The organism is Natronobacterium gregoryi SP2, from assembly GCF_000230715.2.
Lineage (GTDB): Archaea > Halobacteriota > Halobacteria > Halobacteriales > Natrialbaceae > Natronobacterium > Natronobacterium gregoryi.
This window is the reverse complement of the sequence record NC_019792.1, coordinates 3,430,845-3,448,886: the sequence shown is the minus strand read 5'-3', so window position 1 is coordinate 3,448,886 and position 18,042 is coordinate 3,430,845. Positions and strand designations below refer to the sequence as shown.

Here is an 18,042-nt window from a genome sequence, read left to right as displayed (position 1 = left end):
ACTTCTGGCCGTGCTATTGCCTCTCACGAATTTTTAAACGAGCGGTGGCCGAAATATTTATTTCGGAAACGACTGTGTACTATCTCGAATGGAGAGTGAACACGGGATGCGGGGGATCGAAGGAGCGGCATTTGCACGCACTCTCGAGACGCTCAAGCGACACGGGAGCAACATTCTGCTCGTCGGCGGCGACGAAGAGTGTCACGACGCGGTCTGTCACCGACTCTGTGGGCTTCGAGGATCGGAGCCACGGTACCAGTTGTTCGTCACCGACCACGACGAACGGCACCTGACTACCCGTGTGGTCTCGCGGCGACTCGAAGACGGATCGATGACGCTTACCCTCTCGACGGGGACCGGAGATCGATCGTCGCTGGAGCCACTGTCGCTCGAGCTCGTCTCGGCAATCGACGAGTTCGAGGGTGTCGCCGGGGGGTTTGCTCCCTCGGAGCTTCGCGTCTGTGTGGACCCCCTGGGTCGACTGCTCGACGTGTACGACGCCCAAGAGGTGTTTCGCTTCCTGCAGACAGTTACGTCCCGGATCGACGATGCACGCGGCATGGGACACTACCACCTGCCCCGCGAGCACGGCCACGATACGCTTTCTCTTCTCGAACCGCTGTTCGATGCCGTCGTCGTGCTCCGAGTGCGCGACGGGAGCTACGAACAGCAATGGCACCTCCGGGACGGGTCGCCAGGAGCGAAGACAAAGACCGACTGGCTCCGACTGTAGTCGCGGTCGATCCAAGTGTTTTTGTCGTTTCCGCCCGCCCACACTGCTGTGCGCATCGAAAACAGTTTCATCCCCGTCCACGGCGTCGGCGAGACGACCGAACGCCGCCTGTGGGAGAACGGGATCACCCACTGGGAGGAGTTCGACGGGAGCGTTGTCGGCGACACGCTCGCCGACCGGATCGACGCCTTCATCGACGACGGCTGGACCCACCTCGACGACGGCGATGTCTCCCCGTTCGCCGAACGGTTGCCGGCTTCGAGTCGATGGCGGCTCTACGAGAACGTCAGACAGGAGACCTGCTTTCTGGACATCGAGACGACGGGGCTGGACGCGTCCTGTAACGACGTGACGACGGTCAGCCTCCACCGGGGCGGTGACACCAAGACGTTCGTTCAGGGGCGTGACCTCACGGCAAACCGCCTCTCGCGGGAACTCGAGGAGTCGGCGCTGCTGGTCACGTTCAACGGCCAGCGGTTCGATGTCCCGTTTCTCGAAACCTGTTACGACCTCGAGATCTCGGTCCCTCACGTCGACCTGCTGTACCCTTGCAAGAAACTCGGACTGGACGGCGGCCTGAAAGCGATCGAGCAAGAGGTCGGCATCGAGCGCGACCACCCCGACATCAGCGGCCGTGACGCCGTTCGGCTCTGGCACGAGTACGAACGAGGCGACGAGAGTGCACTGGAGACGCTCGTCGAGTACAACCGTGCGGACACGAAAAACATGCAACCGCTGCTGGACGTCGTCGCGGATCGGCTCCACGAGGCGGTCTTCGAGGCCGCACGGCAACCAGAGTGACGCTGGAACGCGAGAACGACAGCCATACGGCCGTCGACTCCGTCTTGCCCGCCATGACAGATGACGGCTACGAAGCCGAGGTCGACGTCGATGTCCGACTCCGGGACATCGATTTTATGGGCCACGTCAACAATGCGACATACGCTACCTACCTCGAGCAGGCTCGTAAAGCGTATTTCCGAGACGTACTCGACGTCTCGCTGGTCGAGGTCGGAACGGTACTGGTGAACCTGGAAATCGATTACGCCCGCCCGATCGAGGCCGACGACGACGTGACCGTGGCAGTCAGAGCCCCGGAGCTAGGCGAGTCGAGTCTGCCCCTCGAGTACGAGATTCGTGCCGACGGGGAGCAAGCGGCGACTGCCCGGACCGTCCAAGTCGTTCGAGACGGAGAGGCTGGAACTTCCCAGTCGTTGCCGGCCGAGTGGCGAGAACGGATCGAGCGCAACTGGAACTGATCGGTCGTCGCCACTCGAGTGAGCGGACAGACTCGTACGGAATGCTGTCCCGATGTCCCGGCGCGACCGCGAGCACTCCTGCGGTCGCGTCGGACGTGACTGACACCAAATCGTACACACGGTCCGTATCAGTCGTCGAGTTCGGACACCTCGACTTCTCCTTCGCCCGTGACGACGACGTGATAGCCACAGAACGGGAACGAGACGTGTCCGTTCGTTCGTGCCGTTCCGTTTTCTCGTGTTGCAAACAGCGCGTCGAGTGCCTCTGGATTGACGACTTCGTAGAGGGCGTCGTACTCCGGCGGCTCGATGTCGGTCGGGTCAACCCCTTCTCGTTCGGCGACTGCAACGATGACCTCGAAACTGAGTGACTGAAGTTCGTCGCCGTCCGAACGATCGACTGAGGGTAACATCGACCGGAGACTTTTTCTGGCCACATATAAAATCACTGGCCCTAACCCAGTATTGATGACCATATATGTAGAATAGTGGCCAAAAACAGACACTAGTGAATTTAATTCTGGTCGAATAACATACAATTATACGATAGTTATTCCGATCAGAGCGTTTCAGGCGGAAACTTTCGAGCTTCAGGCACCACTTGTAAAGGTGACTGCCGACAGCAGCGTGTGGCCACTGGCCGGCGACGAAACGACACAGCCGATCAGCATAGATTGTGACAGCCGTCAGTATAATACCGACCGGTCAGATACAAGGCGTATGCCAGTCGTCGCAGCAGTCGACCAATCGGACCGGGCAGTGACGGTCGTCACGCAGGCCGCCGAACTAGCCGACCGATACGACGTCAAGTTACACGTCGTTCACGTCGGCGACCCAACCATCGATTTCACCGACGTCTCCGCAGACGCATTACGATCACAACACGAAGAAGCCGTCCCCGAAATCGTCGAGAACGTCCAGCAAGCGGCATCCGAGGTCGCAACCAGTACTGCAAACCAGGTCGACGACCTCGAGGAGTACGAAGCCGTCGGGCTGATCGGCGAACCGAGCGAGGTCATCCGAGCGTACGCATCCGAACACGACGCCGACTACATCGTCGTCAGCGGCCGGAAGCGGCGAGCACTCGGTCAGGCGCTGTTCGGAAGCGTCAGCCAATCACTCCTGTTGAACGCCGACTGCCCGGTCGTCTCCGTCCCCCACGACGCGACAGACTCCTGATACGAATTGTTGCCCCGATTTTCCGGTGCAACCGCCCCGGGGCGCAGTCGCACTCGAAACGACTGCTACGGACTGCTGTCCCGATTTGCCGGCGCGACCGCAGGAGAGCGGTCACGCCGGAACTGACGGACAACAAACCGGATGACAGTACACCGTTCGAGACCGGTCGGCGACAGCCGACGGCCGCCACCACGCTGGCACACCGAAACGCGGTAGCGACTGCGGCGTCGGTATCACCAGTCTCGAGCGTGATCCCGTGGACACGCTCGAGGGTCGGACGTGCGTGACCGTCCTCGAGCGCAGGCCGACTCGACGCCACACGACACAACAGTCTGTTTTCTCGTTGCCGCCTGCCTGTTCACTGGCTCGTTGGCCACAATGGCTATAAACCGAAGGGATAGACCGTCCGCCGTGACGATATGCGGCCGAACGTCGACATCACGCACCAGTTAAATGGGCGCGTCAAAGAGTATGCTGACGCGAACGATCTCGACGTCGACGCAGCCTACACGGAAGTTATCGAAGCCGGAGTAGACGAGCTCGAAGATGACAACTGACAACGAATCAACGAACGACGAAGGAAACGCAGACAGAACAATTCAGTCTCTCTCGGTACGACTACTCGCAGTCGCAGTTCTCGTCGCCGTCGTCTGGTTTCTCCGCCCGCTCTTTCACCCGCTGCTCTACCGTATCGTTCACAGTCCTGCTCTGTTAATTTTCGGTGGTGGAGTGCTTCTCGTCGCCGCGTTCTTGTTCTTTTCGCCGCCGCTCGAGTCAGATCAGCCGTCTTCCACAGCGAAGTTCTCGGTTCTGACGACCGCGGCCATCGTATTACTCGTCGTCGGTGCGGCATACGGCGTTCCGGCGGCGGTCGTCGAAGAGCGCACACTCGCACAGGAGACGATGGCCGAAGCCGAGATCGCCGACGACTTTCCCGAAGTGAACGAGGAAAACGCTCGAATCACGCCGCAAGCGGTCTCTGACGTGCAGACACGCGGGAGTGTCTCTTACCGCCAGCATCAACTCGGTGAGTCGGATATCGCGAGGATGGACGACGGCCGGTTAGCGTGGTCGTATCCCGTAGAGCCCGATCCGTTCCGCGTGCGACTCTCCGGCCACCAGCGCGGCGTCTTCCTGACGGATATGACGACCATGGAGTCGCCTGACATGCAGGCCTACGACGAGCACGAGTTCGAGCACGGCCAAAACATGCTCCTGTATCGGAGTGCCGACTGGAACCTCAAGCAAACCGACTACTGGAGCCAGTACAACGACGAGCCGATCGAGTTCGTCCACGATGGCGAGGCGTATATGGCCTATCCGAAAACCGGTCACGAGTGGCAGCTCTCGCCGATTCCGCACACGGTTCCCGTCTGGGATGGCGTTGCACTGGTCCATCAGGATGGCACGATCGATCACCTCAGTCCCGAACAGGCCCAGGAATCCGAGGTACTCACCGGACAACGGCTCTATCCGCTCGACGTCACCGAGGCGAGGATGGACTCGCTTCGCTACCGGAACGGCATTATCAACCAACTCTCGATCGTCGGCTCCTTCGAAGGAGTCGTCGAACCAGCGTCGATGCCCTCCGAGGTCGGTAACCACCAGCCGTTCGTTATCGACCTCGAGGACGAGCAAATGAGTTACGTGATGGCGATGGAACCACACGGAGACAGCACGCGCGGTCTCGACGAAGTGTGGTTCACTGACGCCGAAACGGGTGAGTTCAACTACTACAGCAGCGGCCGCGAGTCACTACGCGGACCCGAGCGAGCAATGGGCATTGCTCGCGGTACCGACACCCGAACTGACTGGGGGCCAGGTGGCGACGCAATGGCCGTCGAGCCGATCCCGGTCACCGTCGACGACGAACTGTGGTGGCACACGAAAGTCGTCACGCCGGACCAGACAGACGTCGTCCGGAACATCTTCGTGAACGCCCACTCCAGTTCGGAGTCCGAAGACGCGGCCATCCTCTACGATACCGCCGAAGTATACGACTTCATCGCCGGGACTGACCTCGAGGATCTCGACGACGCAGAAGCTGTCGACGAGGACGGCGACGAGATCGATACCGAACCGGCTCCAGACGCTCCGGATGTCGCGTACTACCTCGTCATCTACGACGAGGACGGCGACGAGATCGATCGCATCGCGATCGAACCCGGGCAAGATGTCGCGTTCGAATCCGAGCACCAAGACGACGACCGAGACGAGTAACTCATCGGCTGGACGCGTGCGGCAACTCGTGTCCAGGTGATCGATTCTTCGATCGAGGCTACCGGCGCACCGCCGACCGACTCCCGAACTGGGGTTCGACACTCATACGGACTGCTGTCCCGATTTCCCGGCGCGACCGCAGGAGCGCGGTCACGCCGGAACTGACTGACAGCAAACCGTATCGAGTTCGGACAGTGGGGTAGACTGTGGCTCGAGTCTATCGAAAAACACTAGCGGCGGCTACGAAACGACGGACCAAAGCCAGGGCAGGGCTGGAAACTCAAGGTTCAAAGCCATAACTTTATGAAACTCAGGAAATTCTAGCGGTTCATGGGACACGATCCGCGCAACCAGATTGAGAACCTCCGGGAGCGCATCGGGGCCGGTGAGGACGTCGGCGACAACGATCGCGACTTCCTGCTCGAGTTCAGCGACAAGCTCGATCTCCTCGCCCAGGAGTACAGCGACTACCGACACCTGAAACTGCTGCGTCACTGCACTATCATGGCCGAAAATCTCGAGGACGGCACCCTCGCAGCCGCCCTCGAGAACCGCGACGCCGCCGAGTCGATCGTCGCCTGGATCAACCGCAACTACGACAACGAGGAGACCAACCGGGACTACCGGTCGGCCATCCGCGTCTTCGCGAAGCGCGTCACTGAGGGTGGCGAGTGCCCCGACAGTGTCGACTGGGTTCCGACCGGAACATCGAGCAACTACGACCCGAGTCCCGACCCCCGGCAGATGCTCAAGTGGGACGAACACGTCGAACCCATGGCCGACGAGTGTTTCAACGCGCGCGACGCGGCCATGATCACGATGCAGTTCGACGCCGGCCTCCGTGGGGGTGAGTTCAAAGACCTCACCGTCGGCGACATCCAAGACCACGACCACGGCCTGCAGGTCACCGTCGAAGGCAAACAGGGTCGACGGACGATCCTGCTGATCCCGTCGGTCCCGTACGTCAACCGCTGGCTCGACGCCCATCCCGATCGTGACGATCCCGACGCACCGCTCTGGAGCAAGATCACGAAGGCCGAACCCATCAGCGACCGGATGGTCTCGAACGTCTTCGACGAAGCCGCCGATCGCGCCGACATCGACAAGCCCGTCACGCTGACGAACTTCCGCAAGTCCAGCGCTGCCTACCTCGCCTCGAGGAACCTCAACCAGGCCCACATCGAAGAGCATCACGGCTGGGTCCGTGGCAGCCGCGTCGCCGCCCGGTACATCTCGGTCTTCAGCGAGGACTCGGACCTCGAGATCGCCCGCGCCCACGGCGTCGACGTCGAAGAAGACGAGCACGATCCGATCGCCCCGCTCGAGTGTACCCGTTGTGGTCGAGAGACGCCCCGGAGCGAACCGCTGTGTGTCTGGTGTGGCCAGGCGATGGACCCGAAGGCCGCTGTCGAACTCGACGAGGCCGACGATCGGGAAGCCGAGTCGCTCGCCGACCTCCCACCGGAGAAGGCCAAGCAGGTCCTCGAGCTCGCCGACGTCCTCGACGACCCCGAAGTCCGAAGCTCGCTGCTCGATCGATGAACCACTGGGTGCGATAGTTTCCGTCATCGGTACCTCCTCTCTTCGAGTTCGTCGAGTAGGATCTCGGCGTCCTCTGCCATCGCGACGTCTTCTTCGATCAGCATCTCGAGGGTGTCCTCGTGTTCGGCAAGCTCTTCCCAGGGATCGGGATCGTCGTCGGCGTTAGGGGTGTGTCCTGTCGTACTCATAGATTCAGTTGAGAGCGGATGTACTGCTGTTCGTCTTCGGGACGGTCCTCCAGGCGGATGCAGGTCACAAGCGTCGCGTGGCCGTCGGCCAGTAGGATAATCTCCGAGACTTCGTGGAGACGGGCGTGCTGGGCCGGCGGCGACATGCGGGGATAGTCGATCGGGACCGCCTCGAGCCAGGCGACGGCCGGGTTGAGCCGGGGCCTCGAGGATCGTTCGGTCCAGCGGACCTGTGCATGGTCGCTGACCTCGAGGTCTTCGTACCGCGGTGGCGATGTAGACTCGATGTCTCGATCGAGGGCGCTCATGGAATGATCACCCCGGCAGCCATCCCGATCGTCAACACGATCCCGACGACTAGGACGAGCAAACCGACAACTCGCGGGTCGGCCTGACCGCGGCCAGTTCCTGTGTGTACATAGCGGACCTTCGCCCCGTGGAATCTGGCCCCACATTCACCACACCGCTTCTTTCCTTTGGGGTCTTCCGGGCAGTGGTCGACAGACTCAGAGTCACAGGTTGGGCAGAGTCGGACACGCTCAGTACCGTCTTCAGGCATGGCGACCACCTGCCGGGAGGTCTTTCAGTTCGCCGTACAGTCCGAGGACAGACGTGATTGTGCGGGCCCGCCCGCGCGTGACTCCGATCGCTTCGCCGACGTCGCCGACTGTTTCGTGTTCGTCGACGGCTGCCTTGACGTCATCCTCTGTTACCCCCGCTGGAAGGGCGACGTCGTCACCCCCGTCGCCGTCGCGATCCACGGCGTCGACGGAAATCTCCTCGGCATCGGTAGACTCATCTTGGACGTCGTCGCCGGCGTCGTCGACCGGCGCGCCGTCCTCAGCGTCCTCCTCGAGGCCGCTGGTGCGTGCCTCTGACACAGACTCGCTATATTCGGTGTCGGCCTCGGTGGAGGTGCCGTTCTCGTCTTCGTCCTCGTCATTGGCATGGACGCGGCCCTTGTGGATCGCGAGTCCTCGCTCGGACTTGCTCGTGAAGTCGCAGCCGGCGACATCGCACTCCAGTTCCTCAGTGTCTTCGCCGGTGGTCTCCTGACTGTCGACGTCGGAAACCTCGAGGTCGGCGTCAGCTGCCACGGCGATCGTCAGCTTTGCGCGGAGGTCTTCGCCACCGCCCGAGAGCACTTGCGCCCCGTCGACGTCGACTGGTGTGACGTCGTCGACGTGGTCGACGACATCGGCGAGTCGGCGGAGATCGGCGCTGTCAGTCATCAGCGAGGTACCTCCGTGATCGCGCCGCAGCAGCCACACTTTAGGCGCTCGATTATCTCCGCGTTGTGGCCGTCGTCGACGGTGTGATGGCTGTCTTTCGTCCAGTCGTCATGTACACAGCCGCAGTCGTGACAGCGCATTCCCTCGGAGTCGTGGACCTCACCGGGACCGGTCCAGGAGCGTGACCCCGACCCACCGCCGTCCGGGATCGCGTCCTCGCCGATTGCGACGCCGTCGTCGGTCGCGACGATCTCCTCACGGCGGAAGACCTCTTTGAGGCCGCCGTCGGTAGCGGCTCGTTGTTGGACGTCCTCGCAGAACGGACACATCTCCCCGGACTCGACGATGACGTGGTTGATGTTGCTCGTCCCGGGGCAATTGTGTGCGGTTCTCGTCGAGTCGATCTCGAGATTGCCTTGGCACCCAGGACAGCTCGTTGCCGTGCGTGCGCCGTACGCGACTACCTCTTCGTAGTCGCAGGACTTGCACTCAAGGACGACGAGGTCTTCAGGGTTGTATCCGCCGTCGGTTACGAGTTCGCTTGCGCGTTCGAACTCGCGGCCGTCCTCGGTGATCGGGGGTTCGTTGTCGTCCTTGAGGGCGGTCTCGCAGTCGGGACAGATCGTGACGTTGTCTCGGTAGCGTCGTGCATCCTCGGTAAGGTCGGCGACTGGTGTGTCGAGGATCTCGCCGCAGGCTGCGACGTGCCTGCTGTCCTCGAAGTACATCGAAGCGTGCCAGTCCTCGTCGATGTCCTGAACCCAGCATCGGATGTCTTCGCCGTTCCCATCGTCGTAGTTGTCGACGGGGCGGCCGTGGTACTCCTCGAGGCGCTCCGGGCAGTGGTTGACGTCGTGGCCTGGTTGATCGCAGTAGCCACACCCTCTACTCATCGTCACTGTCCTCCGTGGGTCGTGCAATTAGCAGCTCATCACCGCCGTCGTCGACGAGGATGGCATCGCCACCGATACGGCCCATGGATTCGGCGACCGATCTCTCGATCGCTCCGACGACGTCGTACCGGGACGTCATCACGCACCGACCTCCGCTCTCTCGAGGGTATCCTGCTCACTCTCGTCTTCCCCCCCTTCGGTTTCGTCCTCGAGGACGTGGGCGATCGGGACGATCTCTTCGTCGACGAAGCGCGCGAACTCCTCGATCTGCATTTCTTCGGGTTCCCAGATCGCGAAGTAGCCCGATCCGTAGACGACGAGGCGGACGAACTCGCCGTTCCAGAGCGTCGTCAGTGCGACGCCGACGTCGGACTTGATCGCGTCCTTCTTGAGCGCACCCTGGCCCCACTCGATCGAGACATCGTCGCCGTTGTACTCGCGGGAGGCCATCTCGATCGTGTAGTCGCGGTCAGCGTCACGCTGGTTGCGGACGAACTGCGCAGGTGAAAACCCGACGTGATCGATATCGATGCCAGTCCGCTTGACGAACTCCGTGAACGGCCAGTCGATGTCGAGGTATTCGTCCTGTTCGCGAGGCGTGTGCGTGCGTTCGGCAACGACCCAGCCGCCACCAGAGACATCAGCGATCCAGTCGGAGGGGACGGTCCGAGTGCGTGTCTCGCGGTCGACCTCGATCTCGTGACCGTTCATCGAGACGATCTCCTCCTCTTTTGGCACCCGTCCGGCGACGGTTCCGCGCTGGACGGTGAGCTCGTCGTCGAGATAGCTGACGGCCGACTCGACGTGCAGCGCGCGGTGGGTGTCGTGGTAGTTCTCGAGCGGCTCGTCCGCCGGCTCGTCGAGGAACGCGAGCGTGCCGTCGATCATCGGTCGGCACCTCCCGTTAGTTCCGCGATCGCCTCTTCGTCACCATCGAGGGCTGCGGTAACGGTCTCACTGAGGTCGTCTTTTCCGACGATGACTGTGCCCGTGAGGCCACGCTGACCCTTGGTCCGGACGGCCTCGCCGAGCGGGTAGCAGCCGCCGTCGAACGAGAAGTCGGCGAACCCGACAATCGGATCAATTGTGTAGTACCCTCGTTTCTCGTTGGGTGCACTGACGTCGAGATCGCCGACGACATCACCAACTAGGGCGATCGGCTCGTCGTCATTGCATTCCTCGTAGGTGTCGAACAGGGCATCGACGCGAGCATGCATCTCTTCGCGGGTGAGAAGATCCGTCGTCATCGCGCATCACCCGCTGGGACGGCGTAGTTCGTTGTGAGCCACTCCCCGTCCTGGTCGCCGTCGACGCGCAACCGGTGGCCGCCGAGCGTCGGGCGTGCCTCGAGCGGCTCGGGGTGGTTTGCGCGGGCTTCGGCGTCGTCGAATTTCTGGGAGGTGGTCAGTCGGTCGACGAGCTTGGCGATCCCGTTGATCGTGTCGTCGGGGATGCGATCGACCGCGCCGGCAGCAGCTTCGAAGTCGGTTTCAGTTTCAGCCGATTCGTCAGGGTTTTCGTCGTGGTCTCTGTCTGTTGTCATGGCTACAGTTCAGTGCGGGAGGCGATCCCCTCCCGCGTGGTCTCTGTCTGTGGCCCGCGACCAGCCGGGGTGCATCCAGGGTTCCAAGCTGTCTGCGCCCCGGTCGTGGATGCGAGTGGTTGGTTCTACGGTACGGCCCAAAACGCACTAAAAGTGACCCGCCTATTTCGAAACAGCTACCGACGAGTATCCTGTGGTTAGCGCCTATATTCAGCGCTGTAGCCGTAGGATAACAATAACGTTGGGTGGTGTCGATCGACATGCGTTTTGGTGTTTCTGGAGTCGGGTGCTGGTGACACCCGGCTCACTAAATTGATCGAGTAGCTATTCCTCCGAACTCGTTGTTGACGTCTTCCGCTGGCAGCTCGGGCAAGTCGTGTTAGGAAGGTCTCCCGAGTAGTGCCAATCGTACCCACAATTGTCGCATTCGACCTTCTTCGACGGGTTCTCGTCAGCCGAGGCGTGTGTCATTCTTTCTGCTACCTCTACCACTACTACCATATCGCTCTAAATAAAACTGGTGGTAGTGGTGGCAGGAGTGTTAACATGCGCGCCAACCAGAATGCTTACATTCTTGGTGGTAGTGGTGGTAGCTATGATGAGCGTAATGGCAGACTCGGATAACGAGACTACCGAAGTGGAATGCGAGGAATGCGGGTACGTCTGGCAGTACTCCGGTCAAATGTGGCGCGCCACCTGTCCGCGGTGCAGCCACAAGACTCCCACCGGTCTCAAGCCAGACGAATTTGACGACGAATAGCTCCCCTTCACCACCTCTCTCGCTAATGCTGCAGATCCTTCTCTTTCGTTACTGACGCTGCAGGATCGAACTCGACAGGCGCTTCTAACTCTTTATCGACGACCTGATACACCTTCGAGTTCGTTTCACCAGGCATCTCGAGCAGGTCGTAGTCGGCCATCTTGCTCAGGTAGTCCCACGCGCGACGCCAGCTGACGGGGCCGCGCCCGCGGCCGTCGAATATCTCCTTCTTGTGCGCCTCGTAGGCGGCTTTCATCTCCTCGCCCGAGACGGGGCCGATCGCTCGGACCAGTTCGTATAGCCGCAGGTAGGTCACCGGCAGCGACTGCAGGTTCGCCTTCCGGATCTTGTGCTTCGCGCGCTCGAACCCGTCCTGAACATCCCGATCGTGGAAGTAGTCGTGCCCGCGATCAACGGCGAGTTCCGCAGCGGCGAGCACAGTCTTGATCGCCCAGCGGGCCTCCCCGTCACAATCGTCGGCGATCCATTCCAACTGGTTGTCCTGAATTGGGTTGCCGACCAGACCACGCTCGACGCGGGGGTCGAGGATGTCGACGAGCTCCGCTTCGTTGTACTTCCGGAACTCGATCTGGTTGTTCGCTGGAAAGTGGGGTTCGACATCGTCGTCCAGGCGAGCGAGCCACTCAACTTGCTGGTGCGTGATCGCGATCACCGACGCCAACTCGATCGACAACAGGTCGTCGAGGACATCCAGGTCGGGGATGATGTCGGCCTCGTCGAGGATCACGATACACGGCGCGTCGACGACCTCGTCGAACGTCTCAAGGAGGTCGTCCCGAGACTGGTTTTTGTGGACGATACCGCTGTTCGGATGTTTTGCGACGACTTCGTGGATGATGCTGTGGGAGGTCTGGTTCGAGCACTCGATCGCGACCGACTGGATGTACGCCCGATGGTGGAGGTCACGCAGCAGCCAGCGCGTGGTCGCGGTCTTCCCGACACCGCTGGGCCCGTAGATCAACGCGTCTTCCGCGCGCTGCCCTCGTGTTGCGGGCTCGAGCAGCCGTGACAGCGACTCGAGTTCACTGTCTCGGTGGACAATGTCGGCGTGGTACTCGTCGTCGAAGACCCACCGATCTTGAATCATACGTGACTGTTACGATGGGTGTCATAAAAGAGGTACCGCGGGTCGTTTCGAAATAGCAATGGAAGGTCTTCAGAACGGGGTTAGTTCGCTCCCCGGTAGTGTTCCCAGAGGTCCGAGGCGTTGTAGTACGCGCCAATTGCTGCGACTACGACGACTACTGCAACTGTGATCGTCGCACCGGCCTCATGTTGGGCCTGGAGCCACTCGAGGCCGCCAAGCACTAACACTACCAGGGCGATTAGTGCGAGCTCGCCCGTGCGTCGTAAGACGCGTTCGTATTGCGATTGCATGGCTGGTTACCCGGACGTTGACCGTCCAGGTATCGCTTTTGTCCGACGCCCGAACCCCCTCTCGGGGGTCCCCGGGTCGTCACAACCCGAGGATGTTCTTCAACACTGCGACCGTCGAAAGGGCGAAGAAGACCAGTTTTGTGATCTTCAACGCCCGGTCGAGCTTTTCGTCGGACATTGCCTTGTGAGGCCTTCCGGCCTCAACTATACCTATACGCCCTATCCCCATAAAGGTTATGCCATAGATTAACGTTATCGCATGGAATAACTTGATCCGTCTGGAGAACATACGGCTCGGTATGAGCGATATTCCAGAAGTCACAGGCAGCCGCGCACTGACGACAACCACCGATCGCAAAAAACTCGCTGAAGCCGACGATTACAGCGAACAGGATCGATACCAAGCCGCATCACTGATTCGCCAGCGAAAGGATGCGCTCCGCGAAGATGTCGAATTCCTCGAAACACACCACCCAGAGCTGCTTCAGGAACTCCGTGAAATCTTCTGTGAGCCGTAGCAAACCTTTTTGCCACCCATCACGTACAGTCTAACGCCTTGTGAGGCCTTCCAGTAGGGAACCACCCTACTGTAAGGATCCTACCGAAGAAACCGAGAGCAATAGGTCTGTTTCTCAATCTACCGTACTACGCCTCGAGCAGTCGACCAGCGATCTCGACGTCACCGATCGGCTCCCGGCCGACCTCGTGCCACCCAGTCGGCGTCCGTTCTTCTTCGATCCGCCAGCCCTCCTCGCCAAAGGTGTCCGGGGTGAACGTCCATCGAAGCCGACGGTTGTCGACCCCGGTTCACTCGAGCGTGACTTCGTCAGCCATCCTCACCGACCTCCCCGTCCCGGTTCGCCTTCCGAGTTGTGACCACGGTCACGTCGAAGTCTGATTCACCAGCAGACAGTTCTTCCGTGAGTCCTCGGGCGATCCCCCTCTCCACATCCCGTTTCGACCAGTCGGCGGCCTGATCGGAGTCCTCTGCCAACCGCACATCGCGAACCTCTCCCTCTACCTCGAGATTCACTTCGAATCGGTGGGTGTGCATCACCCGGACACCTCCTCGAGCAGCCCCTCGACGTAGCCCTCAAGGTCCTCACGTTCAGCGTGGCGGACGACCACTTCAGCGAGCCGCGCGCCGGGCCCCCAGAGGGGAGACGTCTTGAGGTCCTTCGCGAGGTCGAGCGTCATCTCGTCGACGGTCCGACCAGAGGGATTGGCGACGTAACCAGAGAAATGCTGATTCGGCGCATCGAACTCGTCGTCGACCTCACTGTTGACGATCGTCTCGGCGACGCCGACAAACGCATCCGCCCGGCCGTCGACCTGCACATCCCACTCCTCGAGTTGCTCGTCACTGATTACGTACCGGACGTCGTCGCCTTCGTAGTCCTCGAGGACCTCACGGATCGCGTTGCGCTTCCAGTGTCGTAGGTCGCGGACCGACCAGAACGTCGCGAAGCCGTCGAGCGTCTTGAGTCGGCGCGAGAGTGAAACCTCGCCGTCAGTCCGCTCGACGACGTCGCCGTGATCGCGAACGGCGGTGACCGGACCGGATCCCTCGACGAGGAACGACCGCGGCAGCACCGTCCCGTCGATGGTCTCCCCCTCGAGTGCGCCGGCGACGTCGGAGTCCTCAGCCTCGACGGACATCTACGCGTCACCTCCGAACTGCGCGGCCTCGGCAAGCTCGCGCGCTTCGTCGACGGCTTCAGCGTCGATCCCGACATCGGTCGCGTACTGTTCGAGGACGTTCACCGCGCCTTCGTCATCCTGGCCGGCGCGCTGGAACAGCTGCTCGAGGACGTCGACGACGATCCGGTCGTAGACCTGGCGGCCGTCGTCAGCCTTCTCGGTTTCGACGCGATCAAGCCGACTCTCCGGCATGGCGTAGGTCTTCGAGGGTTCAGACTGGATGCTCGAGCAGTAGGCGACCTCGAAGACGCGGTCGCTTGCGGTCGTCCCGCAGCGTTCGTTCCCGTAGTTCTCGAGCAGGTCGTAGCCGTTCTCGTTACTCCATTCGAGAGCCGTCTGTTCGGTGTCTTCGAGGACGTGGACGGGGCGTCCCTGGGTTCGATCAAGCGCTACGTCGCCGGGCTGGATGTCGGTGTCGTCGGTCATGGGTTCGTTGTCTGCTGGCTGTGGTTGTTGGTTGACGTGCTGTTCGTGCGTGTCGTCGCCGCCGTCTGTGCGGGGCCTTCGGGGCCGGCGACCGCCTCGGCTTCCTCACGGTTCTCTAGGTCGCGCTGGATGCGGTCCTCGGACCACCTTTCGGGTCGATCACCGCGGGTTGTGGCCGGCTGGATCGACATCGTCAGAACACCTCCTCGAGTGCGTCCGTGATCTTGTCCGCGGCCGAGACAGGCCGGTGCGCCCAGCCACTCTCGTCGTCGCCACACTCCGCGCCGATGAACCCGATCCAGATCACGACGCCGTCGGTCGTGCCGTCGGCCTGGTCGTGCTCGCTGACATCCTCGACGTGGAGGATCGGCCCCTCGAGGGCAAAGACCGGCACCGCGCCGTCGTCGTCGCGATCGGCACGCGACTTCGTGACGACCACGCGCTCGCGCTTCCGGTCGAGGTGGTGATGCCGTCCCTTTGCGTCTTCGCCGATGTACGCGTAGTTCCAGCTGCGTCGCTCGAGGACGACGTCGTCGATCTGTGCCTGTCCGCCAGTCGTAACCGTTTCATCGGTTGGGCGTTGTACGCTCATACGCTGGTTGCACCAGCACGGGGTCGGTGCTGCAACACCGGCCTCAGATTTTCCGAGGCGTCCCGTGCTCAGTTACAACTCTATTCGCCAGCCACTTAATTATTACTCTATAGCGTATACACCCTTAGGAGTACATACTCTTTAGCGTAATACACTTACGCAAGGGCGTAAGATTACGACATGAGGTAATTTATGACTACGAGCGAAACAGTACAGGTAATGAGCGAGGAGGGTCGTGCACTGCTGACCGACCGAGAAAAGGAGATCATCAGCGGCGAAGCTGACGTATCAGATAACTACCGATACAAGACTGAGTCTATCGTCCGAAATCGAATTCGAAAGCACCTCCGGAAGGATATCGAGTTCCTCGAGGAGCACTTCGACGAGGCGTACGAGCTCGCGATCGAGGGAGTCTGCGAGGACAGTGATCCCGATCAAGAAACGATCGAAGAGTGGAAGAAAACGATGCACGAGGCAGCAAACCACCTCGAAGCAGAGTGGGGAGACGCAATGGAGTTCTATGAAACCACTCATGAAATGGAAGAGTACCTCGGTGATTCCGATGAGTGAGCGGCAGCCACTCTCGGATCTCGAGGTTCGTGAACAGTCTCTCTCGAAGGCCCGTGATGCACTGGCTGCACTGCAGCAGATCCCTGCTGCGGGGCTCGACGAAGCGAAGCACGAGACCGTCACCGAGATGGTCGACAACTGCCGGTCGCTTGAGCGGGCACTCCAGAACGAAGTCGAACAGATGCAAGGAGATCCCGATGAGTAGCGCTCAGGCTACCGCTGGTTCCCAGATTCCGAGTGAGTACCGAATTCAAGCACACCGAGCAGAGTGGAGGTGACGAGTCTTTGAACCGGATACCCGACGAAGATCTCTTAGAAGCCATTCGTGAACTGAACAGGATGCTCTGTTGAATAGCGATCTAATCCGCCGATATCACTAGCTTAGAAGGATGAAGCCGAGGAATTCGACTCTGCCTATGGAAATCGATATCCTCGACTTCGTTGAGCAGTGTCGTGACCTAGCTAAACAAGCGTTGGGGAAGCACGCGGGCGAGCCCGCCAGCGGCGGGTTCGCCCGCTGGGTCCATGTCGTCCTCCACTGTTTTCGGCTCGAAGAGGGCCATAGCTACCGTGAAACGCCGAATCGGCTGAAGTATATGAGCGAGGTTCGTGACGTACTTGGTCTCGATCGAGAGAATCTCCCTGACTACAGCACGATCTACAAATCGTTCGACCGGCTGAAAATGTGGGTGTGGCGGGCGTTGCTGCGCATTTCAGCGCAGCAACACCCGCAGTCTGGCCACGCCGCTCTCGACAGCACGTTCTTTGATCGCCGCCGTTCTTCATCGTACTTCCGCCAGCGGTCAGGAAACACCGTACAGACGCTGAAAGTGACGACATTAACTGATATCGCTCTTGTGTAGCACTTTGTTGATTTCACAGCGTTGCTTTGACAGCGTGTTTGAGCGCTTCTCTCCCTGGTTTTCGCAGTAGTTTTCGTCGGAGTTGGAACGCTCGGAGATACTGTGTGAGTTTATCCTTTGAGATGCCTCGATGAGGCGAGAGCCACGGTCGCAGCAGCGATCCGTGGCTCTCGCAGGTATTGACGTGAACGTCTTCGTCGGCGTATTCGCCGTCGCCGTGGACGACGTATTCGCGGTCGAATGCGTCGTCCTCGGTCAACGGATCGTAGGCTCGAAATCCATCAGTGTAGACGGTTAGTGGCTCCTTCTCGCGGTTTGCGAGAAGGAGCCGAATCGTCGATTCGTCGGCTGATTTCGCTGGAATCACGTATCGATCGCCGGTGCTACGATCGACGACCGTGAACACCGGCGGTTTGTCCTGGTCGTACGTTCCTCGCCCACGCGTGGACAGACCACGCGAGCGCGACTCTTGGTCGCGCTCGCGGCCTTTCAGCCCTGCAGAAACGTAGACTTCGTCGATTTCGACGGGACCAACGAGGTTGAGCGATGGCGCGTCGAGCGACTTCGTGAAGCGCTCGACGCGCTGGTAGATCGTTTTGTACTGGACGTCGATCTCTAGCTGAAGTTGGCGAAGACTCGTGTTAAACCGGAGAAACGCGTAAATCGAGAACAGCCACTTTCTGAGTGCGACTTTCGAATGGGCGAAGATTGTGCCGGTCTTGTCGTTGAACGTGCGGTCGCAATTCTTACAGAGATAGCGCTGAAAGTGCCCATAGCTGCCGTTCTTGACCGTCAGGTCAGAACGGCAGCGAGGGCAAGTAACACCGTTACGCCAGCGAACCTGCTCTAACAGGTCCGCTGCGACCGATTCCGACCCAAACATATCTAGCGGGATCATGCCTAACGGACACCGCTGACGCGGTGTCCTTGCTCTCTTCGATTC

At 60.6% G+C, this 18,042-nt stretch carries 27 protein-coding genes and 1 pseudogene; 11 read left to right on the top strand and 17 right to left on the bottom strand.

Annotated features, from left to right (window positions below; translation table 11 throughout):
- Positions 1-88: 88 nt before the first annotated feature.
- From NATGR_RS16955 to NATGR_RS16945, 3 genes are read left to right on the top strand one after another with little or no spacing between them, the layout of a single operon-like run.
- Positions 89-733, top strand: coding sequence for a DUF7504 family protein (locus NATGR_RS16955; RefSeq protein WP_005576612.1), 645 nt, complete (start codon positions 89-91; stop codon positions 731-733).
- A 48-nt stretch (positions 734-781) separates the two neighbouring features.
- On the top strand, positions 782-1,534 hold the full coding sequence (locus NATGR_RS16950) for a ribonuclease H-like domain-containing protein (protein ID WP_005576613.1): 753 nt from the start codon (positions 782-784) through the stop codon (positions 1,532-1,534).
- 53 nt (positions 1,535-1,587) lie between these two features.
- Positions 1,588-1,992: an acyl-CoA thioesterase gene (locus NATGR_RS16945; protein ID WP_049887876.1), complete on the top strand. Its 405-nt coding sequence runs from the start codon at positions 1,588-1,590 to the stop codon at positions 1,990-1,992.
- A 128-nt stretch (positions 1,993-2,120) separates the two neighbouring features.
- On the opposite strand, the gene NATGR_RS16940 is transcribed toward NATGR_RS16945, so the two are convergent.
- Positions 2,121-2,405: a HalOD1 output domain-containing protein gene (locus tag NATGR_RS16940; protein WP_005576615.1), complete on the bottom strand. Its 285-nt coding sequence runs from the start codon at positions 2,403-2,405 to the stop codon at positions 2,121-2,123.
- Positions 2,406-2,712: 307 nt separating this feature from the next.
- On the opposite strand from NATGR_RS16940, the gene NATGR_RS16935 reads away from it, so the two are divergent.
- The 4 genes from NATGR_RS16935 to NATGR_RS16925 all read left to right on the top strand — a co-directional run bounded on the left by NATGR_RS16935 (position 2,713) and on the right by NATGR_RS16925 (position 6,933).
- Positions 2,713-3,171, top strand: a complete 459-nt coding sequence (locus NATGR_RS16935; RefSeq protein ID WP_005576616.1) for a universal stress protein — start codon at positions 2,713-2,715, stop codon at positions 3,169-3,171.
- Positions 3,172-3,590: 419 nt separating this feature from the next.
- Positions 3,591-3,728 carry a hypothetical protein gene (locus NATGR_RS19705; RefSeq protein ID WP_005576617.1) on the top strand — a complete coding sequence of 46 codons (138 nt, stop codon included), beginning with the start codon at positions 3,591-3,593 and terminating at the stop codon, positions 3,726-3,728.
- Positions 3,718-5,391, top strand: coding sequence for a hypothetical protein (locus tag NATGR_RS16930; RefSeq protein ID WP_005576618.1), 1,674 nt, complete (start codon positions 3,718-3,720; stop codon positions 5,389-5,391). Before NATGR_RS19705 ends, NATGR_RS16930 begins: the two co-directional genes overlap by 11 nt.
- Positions 5,392-5,721: 330 nt before the next feature.
- Positions 5,722-6,933, top strand: a complete 1,212-nt coding sequence (locus tag NATGR_RS16925; protein WP_005576619.1) for a site-specific integrase — start codon at positions 5,722-5,724, stop codon at positions 6,931-6,933.
- Between the two features lie 23 nt (positions 6,934-6,956).
- On the opposite strand, the gene NATGR_RS20030 is transcribed toward NATGR_RS16925, so the two are convergent.
- The 10 genes from NATGR_RS20030 to NATGR_RS16880 all read right to left on the bottom strand — a co-directional run bounded on the left by NATGR_RS20030 (position 6,957) and on the right by NATGR_RS16880 (position 12,947).
- The gene (locus tag NATGR_RS20030; protein ID WP_005576620.1) at positions 6,957-7,121 is read right to left on the bottom strand and encodes a hypothetical protein; all 165 of its coding nucleotides are present in this window, start codon (positions 7,119-7,121) and stop codon (positions 6,957-6,959) included.
- Positions 7,118-7,429, bottom strand: a complete 312-nt coding sequence (locus tag NATGR_RS16920; RefSeq protein WP_005576621.1) for a hypothetical protein — start codon at positions 7,427-7,429, stop codon at positions 7,118-7,120. The genes NATGR_RS20030 and NATGR_RS16920 overlap by 4 nt, the downstream gene beginning before the upstream one ends.
- Before the next feature lie 243 nt (positions 7,430-7,672).
- Positions 7,673-8,353: a hypothetical protein gene (locus tag NATGR_RS16915; protein ID WP_015233844.1), complete on the bottom strand. Its 681-nt coding sequence runs from the start codon at positions 8,351-8,353 to the stop codon at positions 7,673-7,675.
- Positions 8,353-9,246 (bottom strand): hypothetical protein, encoded by an 894-nt coding sequence (locus NATGR_RS16910; RefSeq protein ID WP_005576623.1) that lies wholly within the window; start codon positions 9,244-9,246, stop codon positions 8,353-8,355. Before NATGR_RS16910 ends, NATGR_RS16915 begins: the two co-directional genes overlap by 1 nt.
- Positions 9,239-9,385, bottom strand: coding sequence for a hypothetical protein (locus NATGR_RS19700; RefSeq protein WP_015233843.1), 147 nt, complete (start codon positions 9,383-9,385; stop codon positions 9,239-9,241). Before NATGR_RS19700 ends, NATGR_RS16910 begins: the two co-directional genes overlap by 8 nt.
- Positions 9,385-10,134 carry a hypothetical protein gene (locus NATGR_RS16905; RefSeq protein WP_005576625.1) on the bottom strand — a complete coding sequence of 250 codons (750 nt, stop codon included), beginning with the start codon at positions 10,132-10,134 and terminating at the stop codon, positions 9,385-9,387. The genes NATGR_RS19700 and NATGR_RS16905 overlap by 1 nt, the downstream gene beginning before the upstream one ends.
- Positions 10,131-10,493 carry a hypothetical protein gene (locus NATGR_RS16900; RefSeq protein WP_005576627.1) on the bottom strand — a complete coding sequence of 121 codons (363 nt, stop codon included), beginning with the start codon at positions 10,491-10,493 and terminating at the stop codon, positions 10,131-10,133. Before NATGR_RS16900 ends, NATGR_RS16905 begins: the two co-directional genes overlap by 4 nt.
- Complete coding sequence (locus tag NATGR_RS16895; protein ID WP_005576630.1) at positions 10,490-10,789, bottom strand: hypothetical protein; 300 nt, start codon at positions 10,787-10,789, stop codon at positions 10,490-10,492. The genes NATGR_RS16900 and NATGR_RS16895 overlap by 4 nt, the downstream gene beginning before the upstream one ends.
- 782 nt (positions 10,790-11,571) lie before the next feature.
- Positions 11,572-12,657 (bottom strand): Cdc6/Cdc18 family protein, encoded by a 1,086-nt coding sequence (locus tag NATGR_RS16885; RefSeq protein ID WP_005576634.1) that lies wholly within the window; start codon positions 12,655-12,657, stop codon positions 11,572-11,574.
- 80 nt (positions 12,658-12,737) lie between these two features.
- Positions 12,738-12,947, bottom strand: a complete 210-nt coding sequence (locus NATGR_RS16880; protein ID WP_005576637.1) for a hypothetical protein — start codon at positions 12,945-12,947, stop codon at positions 12,738-12,740.
- A 299-nt stretch (positions 12,948-13,246) separates the two neighbouring features.
- Here NATGR_RS16880 and NATGR_RS16870 point away from each other — a divergent pair, with 299 nt between their 5' ends.
- Positions 13,247-13,465, top strand: a complete 219-nt coding sequence (locus NATGR_RS16870; RefSeq protein ID WP_005576643.1) for a hypothetical protein — start codon at positions 13,247-13,249, stop codon at positions 13,463-13,465.
- A 308-nt stretch (positions 13,466-13,773) separates the two neighbouring features.
- On the opposite strand, the gene NATGR_RS16865 is transcribed toward NATGR_RS16870, so the two are convergent.
- The 5 genes from NATGR_RS16865 to NATGR_RS16845 are packed head-to-tail and all read right to left on the bottom strand — an operon-like array spanning position 13,774 to position 15,666.
- Positions 13,774-14,001, bottom strand: a complete 228-nt coding sequence (locus tag NATGR_RS16865) for a hypothetical protein (protein WP_005576644.1) — start codon at positions 13,999-14,001, stop codon at positions 13,774-13,776.
- Positions 14,001-14,606 carry a hypothetical protein gene (locus NATGR_RS16860; protein WP_005576645.1) on the bottom strand — a complete coding sequence of 202 codons (606 nt, stop codon included), beginning with the start codon at positions 14,604-14,606 and terminating at the stop codon, positions 14,001-14,003. The genes NATGR_RS16865 and NATGR_RS16860 overlap by 1 nt, the downstream gene beginning before the upstream one ends.
- Entirely contained in the window at positions 14,607-15,074 is a 468-nt protein-coding gene (locus NATGR_RS16855; protein WP_005576647.1) for a hypothetical protein, read from the bottom strand. It lies immediately after the preceding gene.
- Positions 15,071-15,265 carry a hypothetical protein gene (locus NATGR_RS16850; RefSeq protein WP_005576649.1) on the bottom strand — a complete coding sequence of 65 codons (195 nt, stop codon included), beginning with the start codon at positions 15,263-15,265 and terminating at the stop codon, positions 15,071-15,073. The genes NATGR_RS16855 and NATGR_RS16850 overlap by 4 nt, the downstream gene beginning before the upstream one ends.
- Before the next feature lie 2 nt (positions 15,266-15,267).
- Positions 15,268-15,666 carry a hypothetical protein gene (locus NATGR_RS16845; protein WP_005576651.1) on the bottom strand — a complete coding sequence of 133 codons (399 nt, stop codon included), beginning with the start codon at positions 15,664-15,666 and terminating at the stop codon, positions 15,268-15,270.
- Positions 15,667-15,885: 219 nt separating this feature from the next.
- Here NATGR_RS16845 and NATGR_RS20335 point away from each other — a divergent pair, with 219 nt between their 5' ends.
- The 3 genes and pseudogenes from NATGR_RS20335 to NATGR_RS16830 all read left to right on the top strand — a co-directional run.
- A complete protein-coding gene (locus tag NATGR_RS20335; RefSeq protein ID WP_005576653.1) occupies positions 15,886-16,236 on the top strand; it encodes a hypothetical protein in 351 nt (116 codons plus the stop codon).
- Entirely contained in the window at positions 16,229-16,441 is a 213-nt protein-coding gene (locus tag NATGR_RS16835; protein WP_005576655.1) for a hypothetical protein, read from the top strand. The genes NATGR_RS20335 and NATGR_RS16835 overlap by 8 nt, the downstream gene beginning before the upstream one ends.
- 211 nt (positions 16,442-16,652) lie before the next feature.
- A pseudogene (locus tag NATGR_RS16830) lies at positions 16,653-17,087 on the top strand (IS5/IS1182 family transposase); the annotation flags it as partial.
- A 25-nt stretch (positions 17,088-17,112) separates the two neighbouring features.
- On the opposite strand, the gene NATGR_RS16825 reads toward NATGR_RS16830, so the two are convergent.
- Positions 17,113-17,997 (bottom strand): IS1595 family transposase, encoded by an 885-nt coding sequence (locus NATGR_RS16825; RefSeq protein ID WP_015233839.1) that lies wholly within the window; start codon positions 17,995-17,997, stop codon positions 17,113-17,115.
- Between the last annotated feature and the right edge of the window lie 45 nt (positions 17,998-18,042).

Coding starts and splice junctions, on each gene's coding strand:
- NATGR_RS16860 (WP_005576645.1), bottom strand. CDS start 14,606: ATGTCCGTCGAGGCTGAGGACTCCGACGTCGCCGGCGCACTCGAGGGG.
- NATGR_RS16855 (WP_005576647.1), bottom strand. CDS start 15,074: ATGACCGACGACACCGACATCCAGCCCGGCGACGTAGCGCTTGATCGA.
- NATGR_RS16945 (WP_049887876.1), top strand. CDS start 1,588: ATGACAGATGACGGCTACGAAGCCGAGGTCGACGTCGATGTCCGACTC.
- NATGR_RS16910 (WP_005576623.1), bottom strand. CDS start 9,246: ATGAGTAGAGGGTGTGGCTACTGCGATCAACCAGGCCACGACGTCAAC.
- NATGR_RS16850 (WP_005576649.1), bottom strand. CDS start 15,265: ATGTCGATCCAGCCGGCCACAACCCGCGGTGATCGACCCGAAAGGTGG.
- NATGR_RS19705 (WP_005576617.1), top strand. CDS start 3,591: ATGCGGCCGAACGTCGACATCACGCACCAGTTAAATGGGCGCGTCAAA.
- NATGR_RS16900 (WP_005576627.1), bottom strand. CDS start 10,493: ATGACGACGGATCTTCTCACCCGCGAAGAGATGCATGCTCGCGTCGAT.
- NATGR_RS16920 (WP_005576621.1), bottom strand. CDS start 7,429: ATGAGCGCCCTCGATCGAGACATCGAGTCTACATCGCCACCGCGGTAC.
- NATGR_RS16845 (WP_005576651.1), bottom strand. CDS start 15,666: ATGAGCGTACAACGCCCAACCGATGAAACGGTTACGACTGGCGGACAG.
- NATGR_RS16955 (WP_005576612.1), top strand. CDS start 89: ATGGAGAGTGAACACGGGATGCGGGGGATCGAAGGAGCGGCATTTGCA.
- NATGR_RS20030 (WP_005576620.1), bottom strand. CDS start 7,121: ATGAGTACGACAGGACACACCCCTAACGCCGACGACGATCCCGATCCC.
- NATGR_RS16930 (WP_005576618.1), top strand. CDS start 3,718: ATGACAACTGACAACGAATCAACGAACGACGAAGGAAACGCAGACAGA.
- NATGR_RS19700 (WP_015233843.1), bottom strand. CDS start 9,385: ATGACGTCCCGGTACGACGTCGTCGGAGCGATCGAGAGATCGGTCGCC.
- NATGR_RS16835 (WP_005576655.1), top strand. CDS start 16,229: ATGAGTGAGCGGCAGCCACTCTCGGATCTCGAGGTTCGTGAACAGTCT.
- NATGR_RS16895 (WP_005576630.1), bottom strand. CDS start 10,789: ATGACAACAGACAGAGACCACGACGAAAACCCTGACGAATCGGCTGAA.
- NATGR_RS16940 (WP_005576615.1), bottom strand. CDS start 2,405: ATGTTACCCTCAGTCGATCGTTCGGACGGCGACGAACTTCAGTCACTC.
- NATGR_RS16880 (WP_005576637.1), bottom strand. CDS start 12,947: ATGCAATCGCAATACGAACGCGTCTTACGACGCACGGGCGAGCTCGCA.
- NATGR_RS16925 (WP_005576619.1), top strand. CDS start 5,722: ATGGGACACGATCCGCGCAACCAGATTGAGAACCTCCGGGAGCGCATC.
- NATGR_RS16825 (WP_015233839.1), bottom strand. CDS start 17,997: ATGATCCCGCTAGATATGTTTGGGTCGGAATCGGTCGCAGCGGACCTG.
- NATGR_RS16870 (WP_005576643.1), top strand. CDS start 13,247: ATGAGCGATATTCCAGAAGTCACAGGCAGCCGCGCACTGACGACAACC.
- NATGR_RS16935 (WP_005576616.1), top strand. CDS start 2,713: ATGCCAGTCGTCGCAGCAGTCGACCAATCGGACCGGGCAGTGACGGTC.
- NATGR_RS16915 (WP_015233844.1), bottom strand. CDS start 8,353: ATGACTGACAGCGCCGATCTCCGCCGACTCGCCGATGTCGTCGACCAC.
- NATGR_RS16865 (WP_005576644.1), bottom strand. CDS start 14,001: ATGCACACCCACCGATTCGAAGTGAATCTCGAGGTAGAGGGAGAGGTT.
- NATGR_RS16885 (WP_005576634.1), bottom strand. CDS start 12,657: ATGATTCAAGATCGGTGGGTCTTCGACGACGAGTACCACGCCGACATT.
- NATGR_RS20335 (WP_005576653.1), top strand. CDS start 15,886: ATGAGCGAGGAGGGTCGTGCACTGCTGACCGACCGAGAAAAGGAGATC.
- NATGR_RS16905 (WP_005576625.1), bottom strand. CDS start 10,134: ATGATCGACGGCACGCTCGCGTTCCTCGACGAGCCGGCGGACGAGCCG.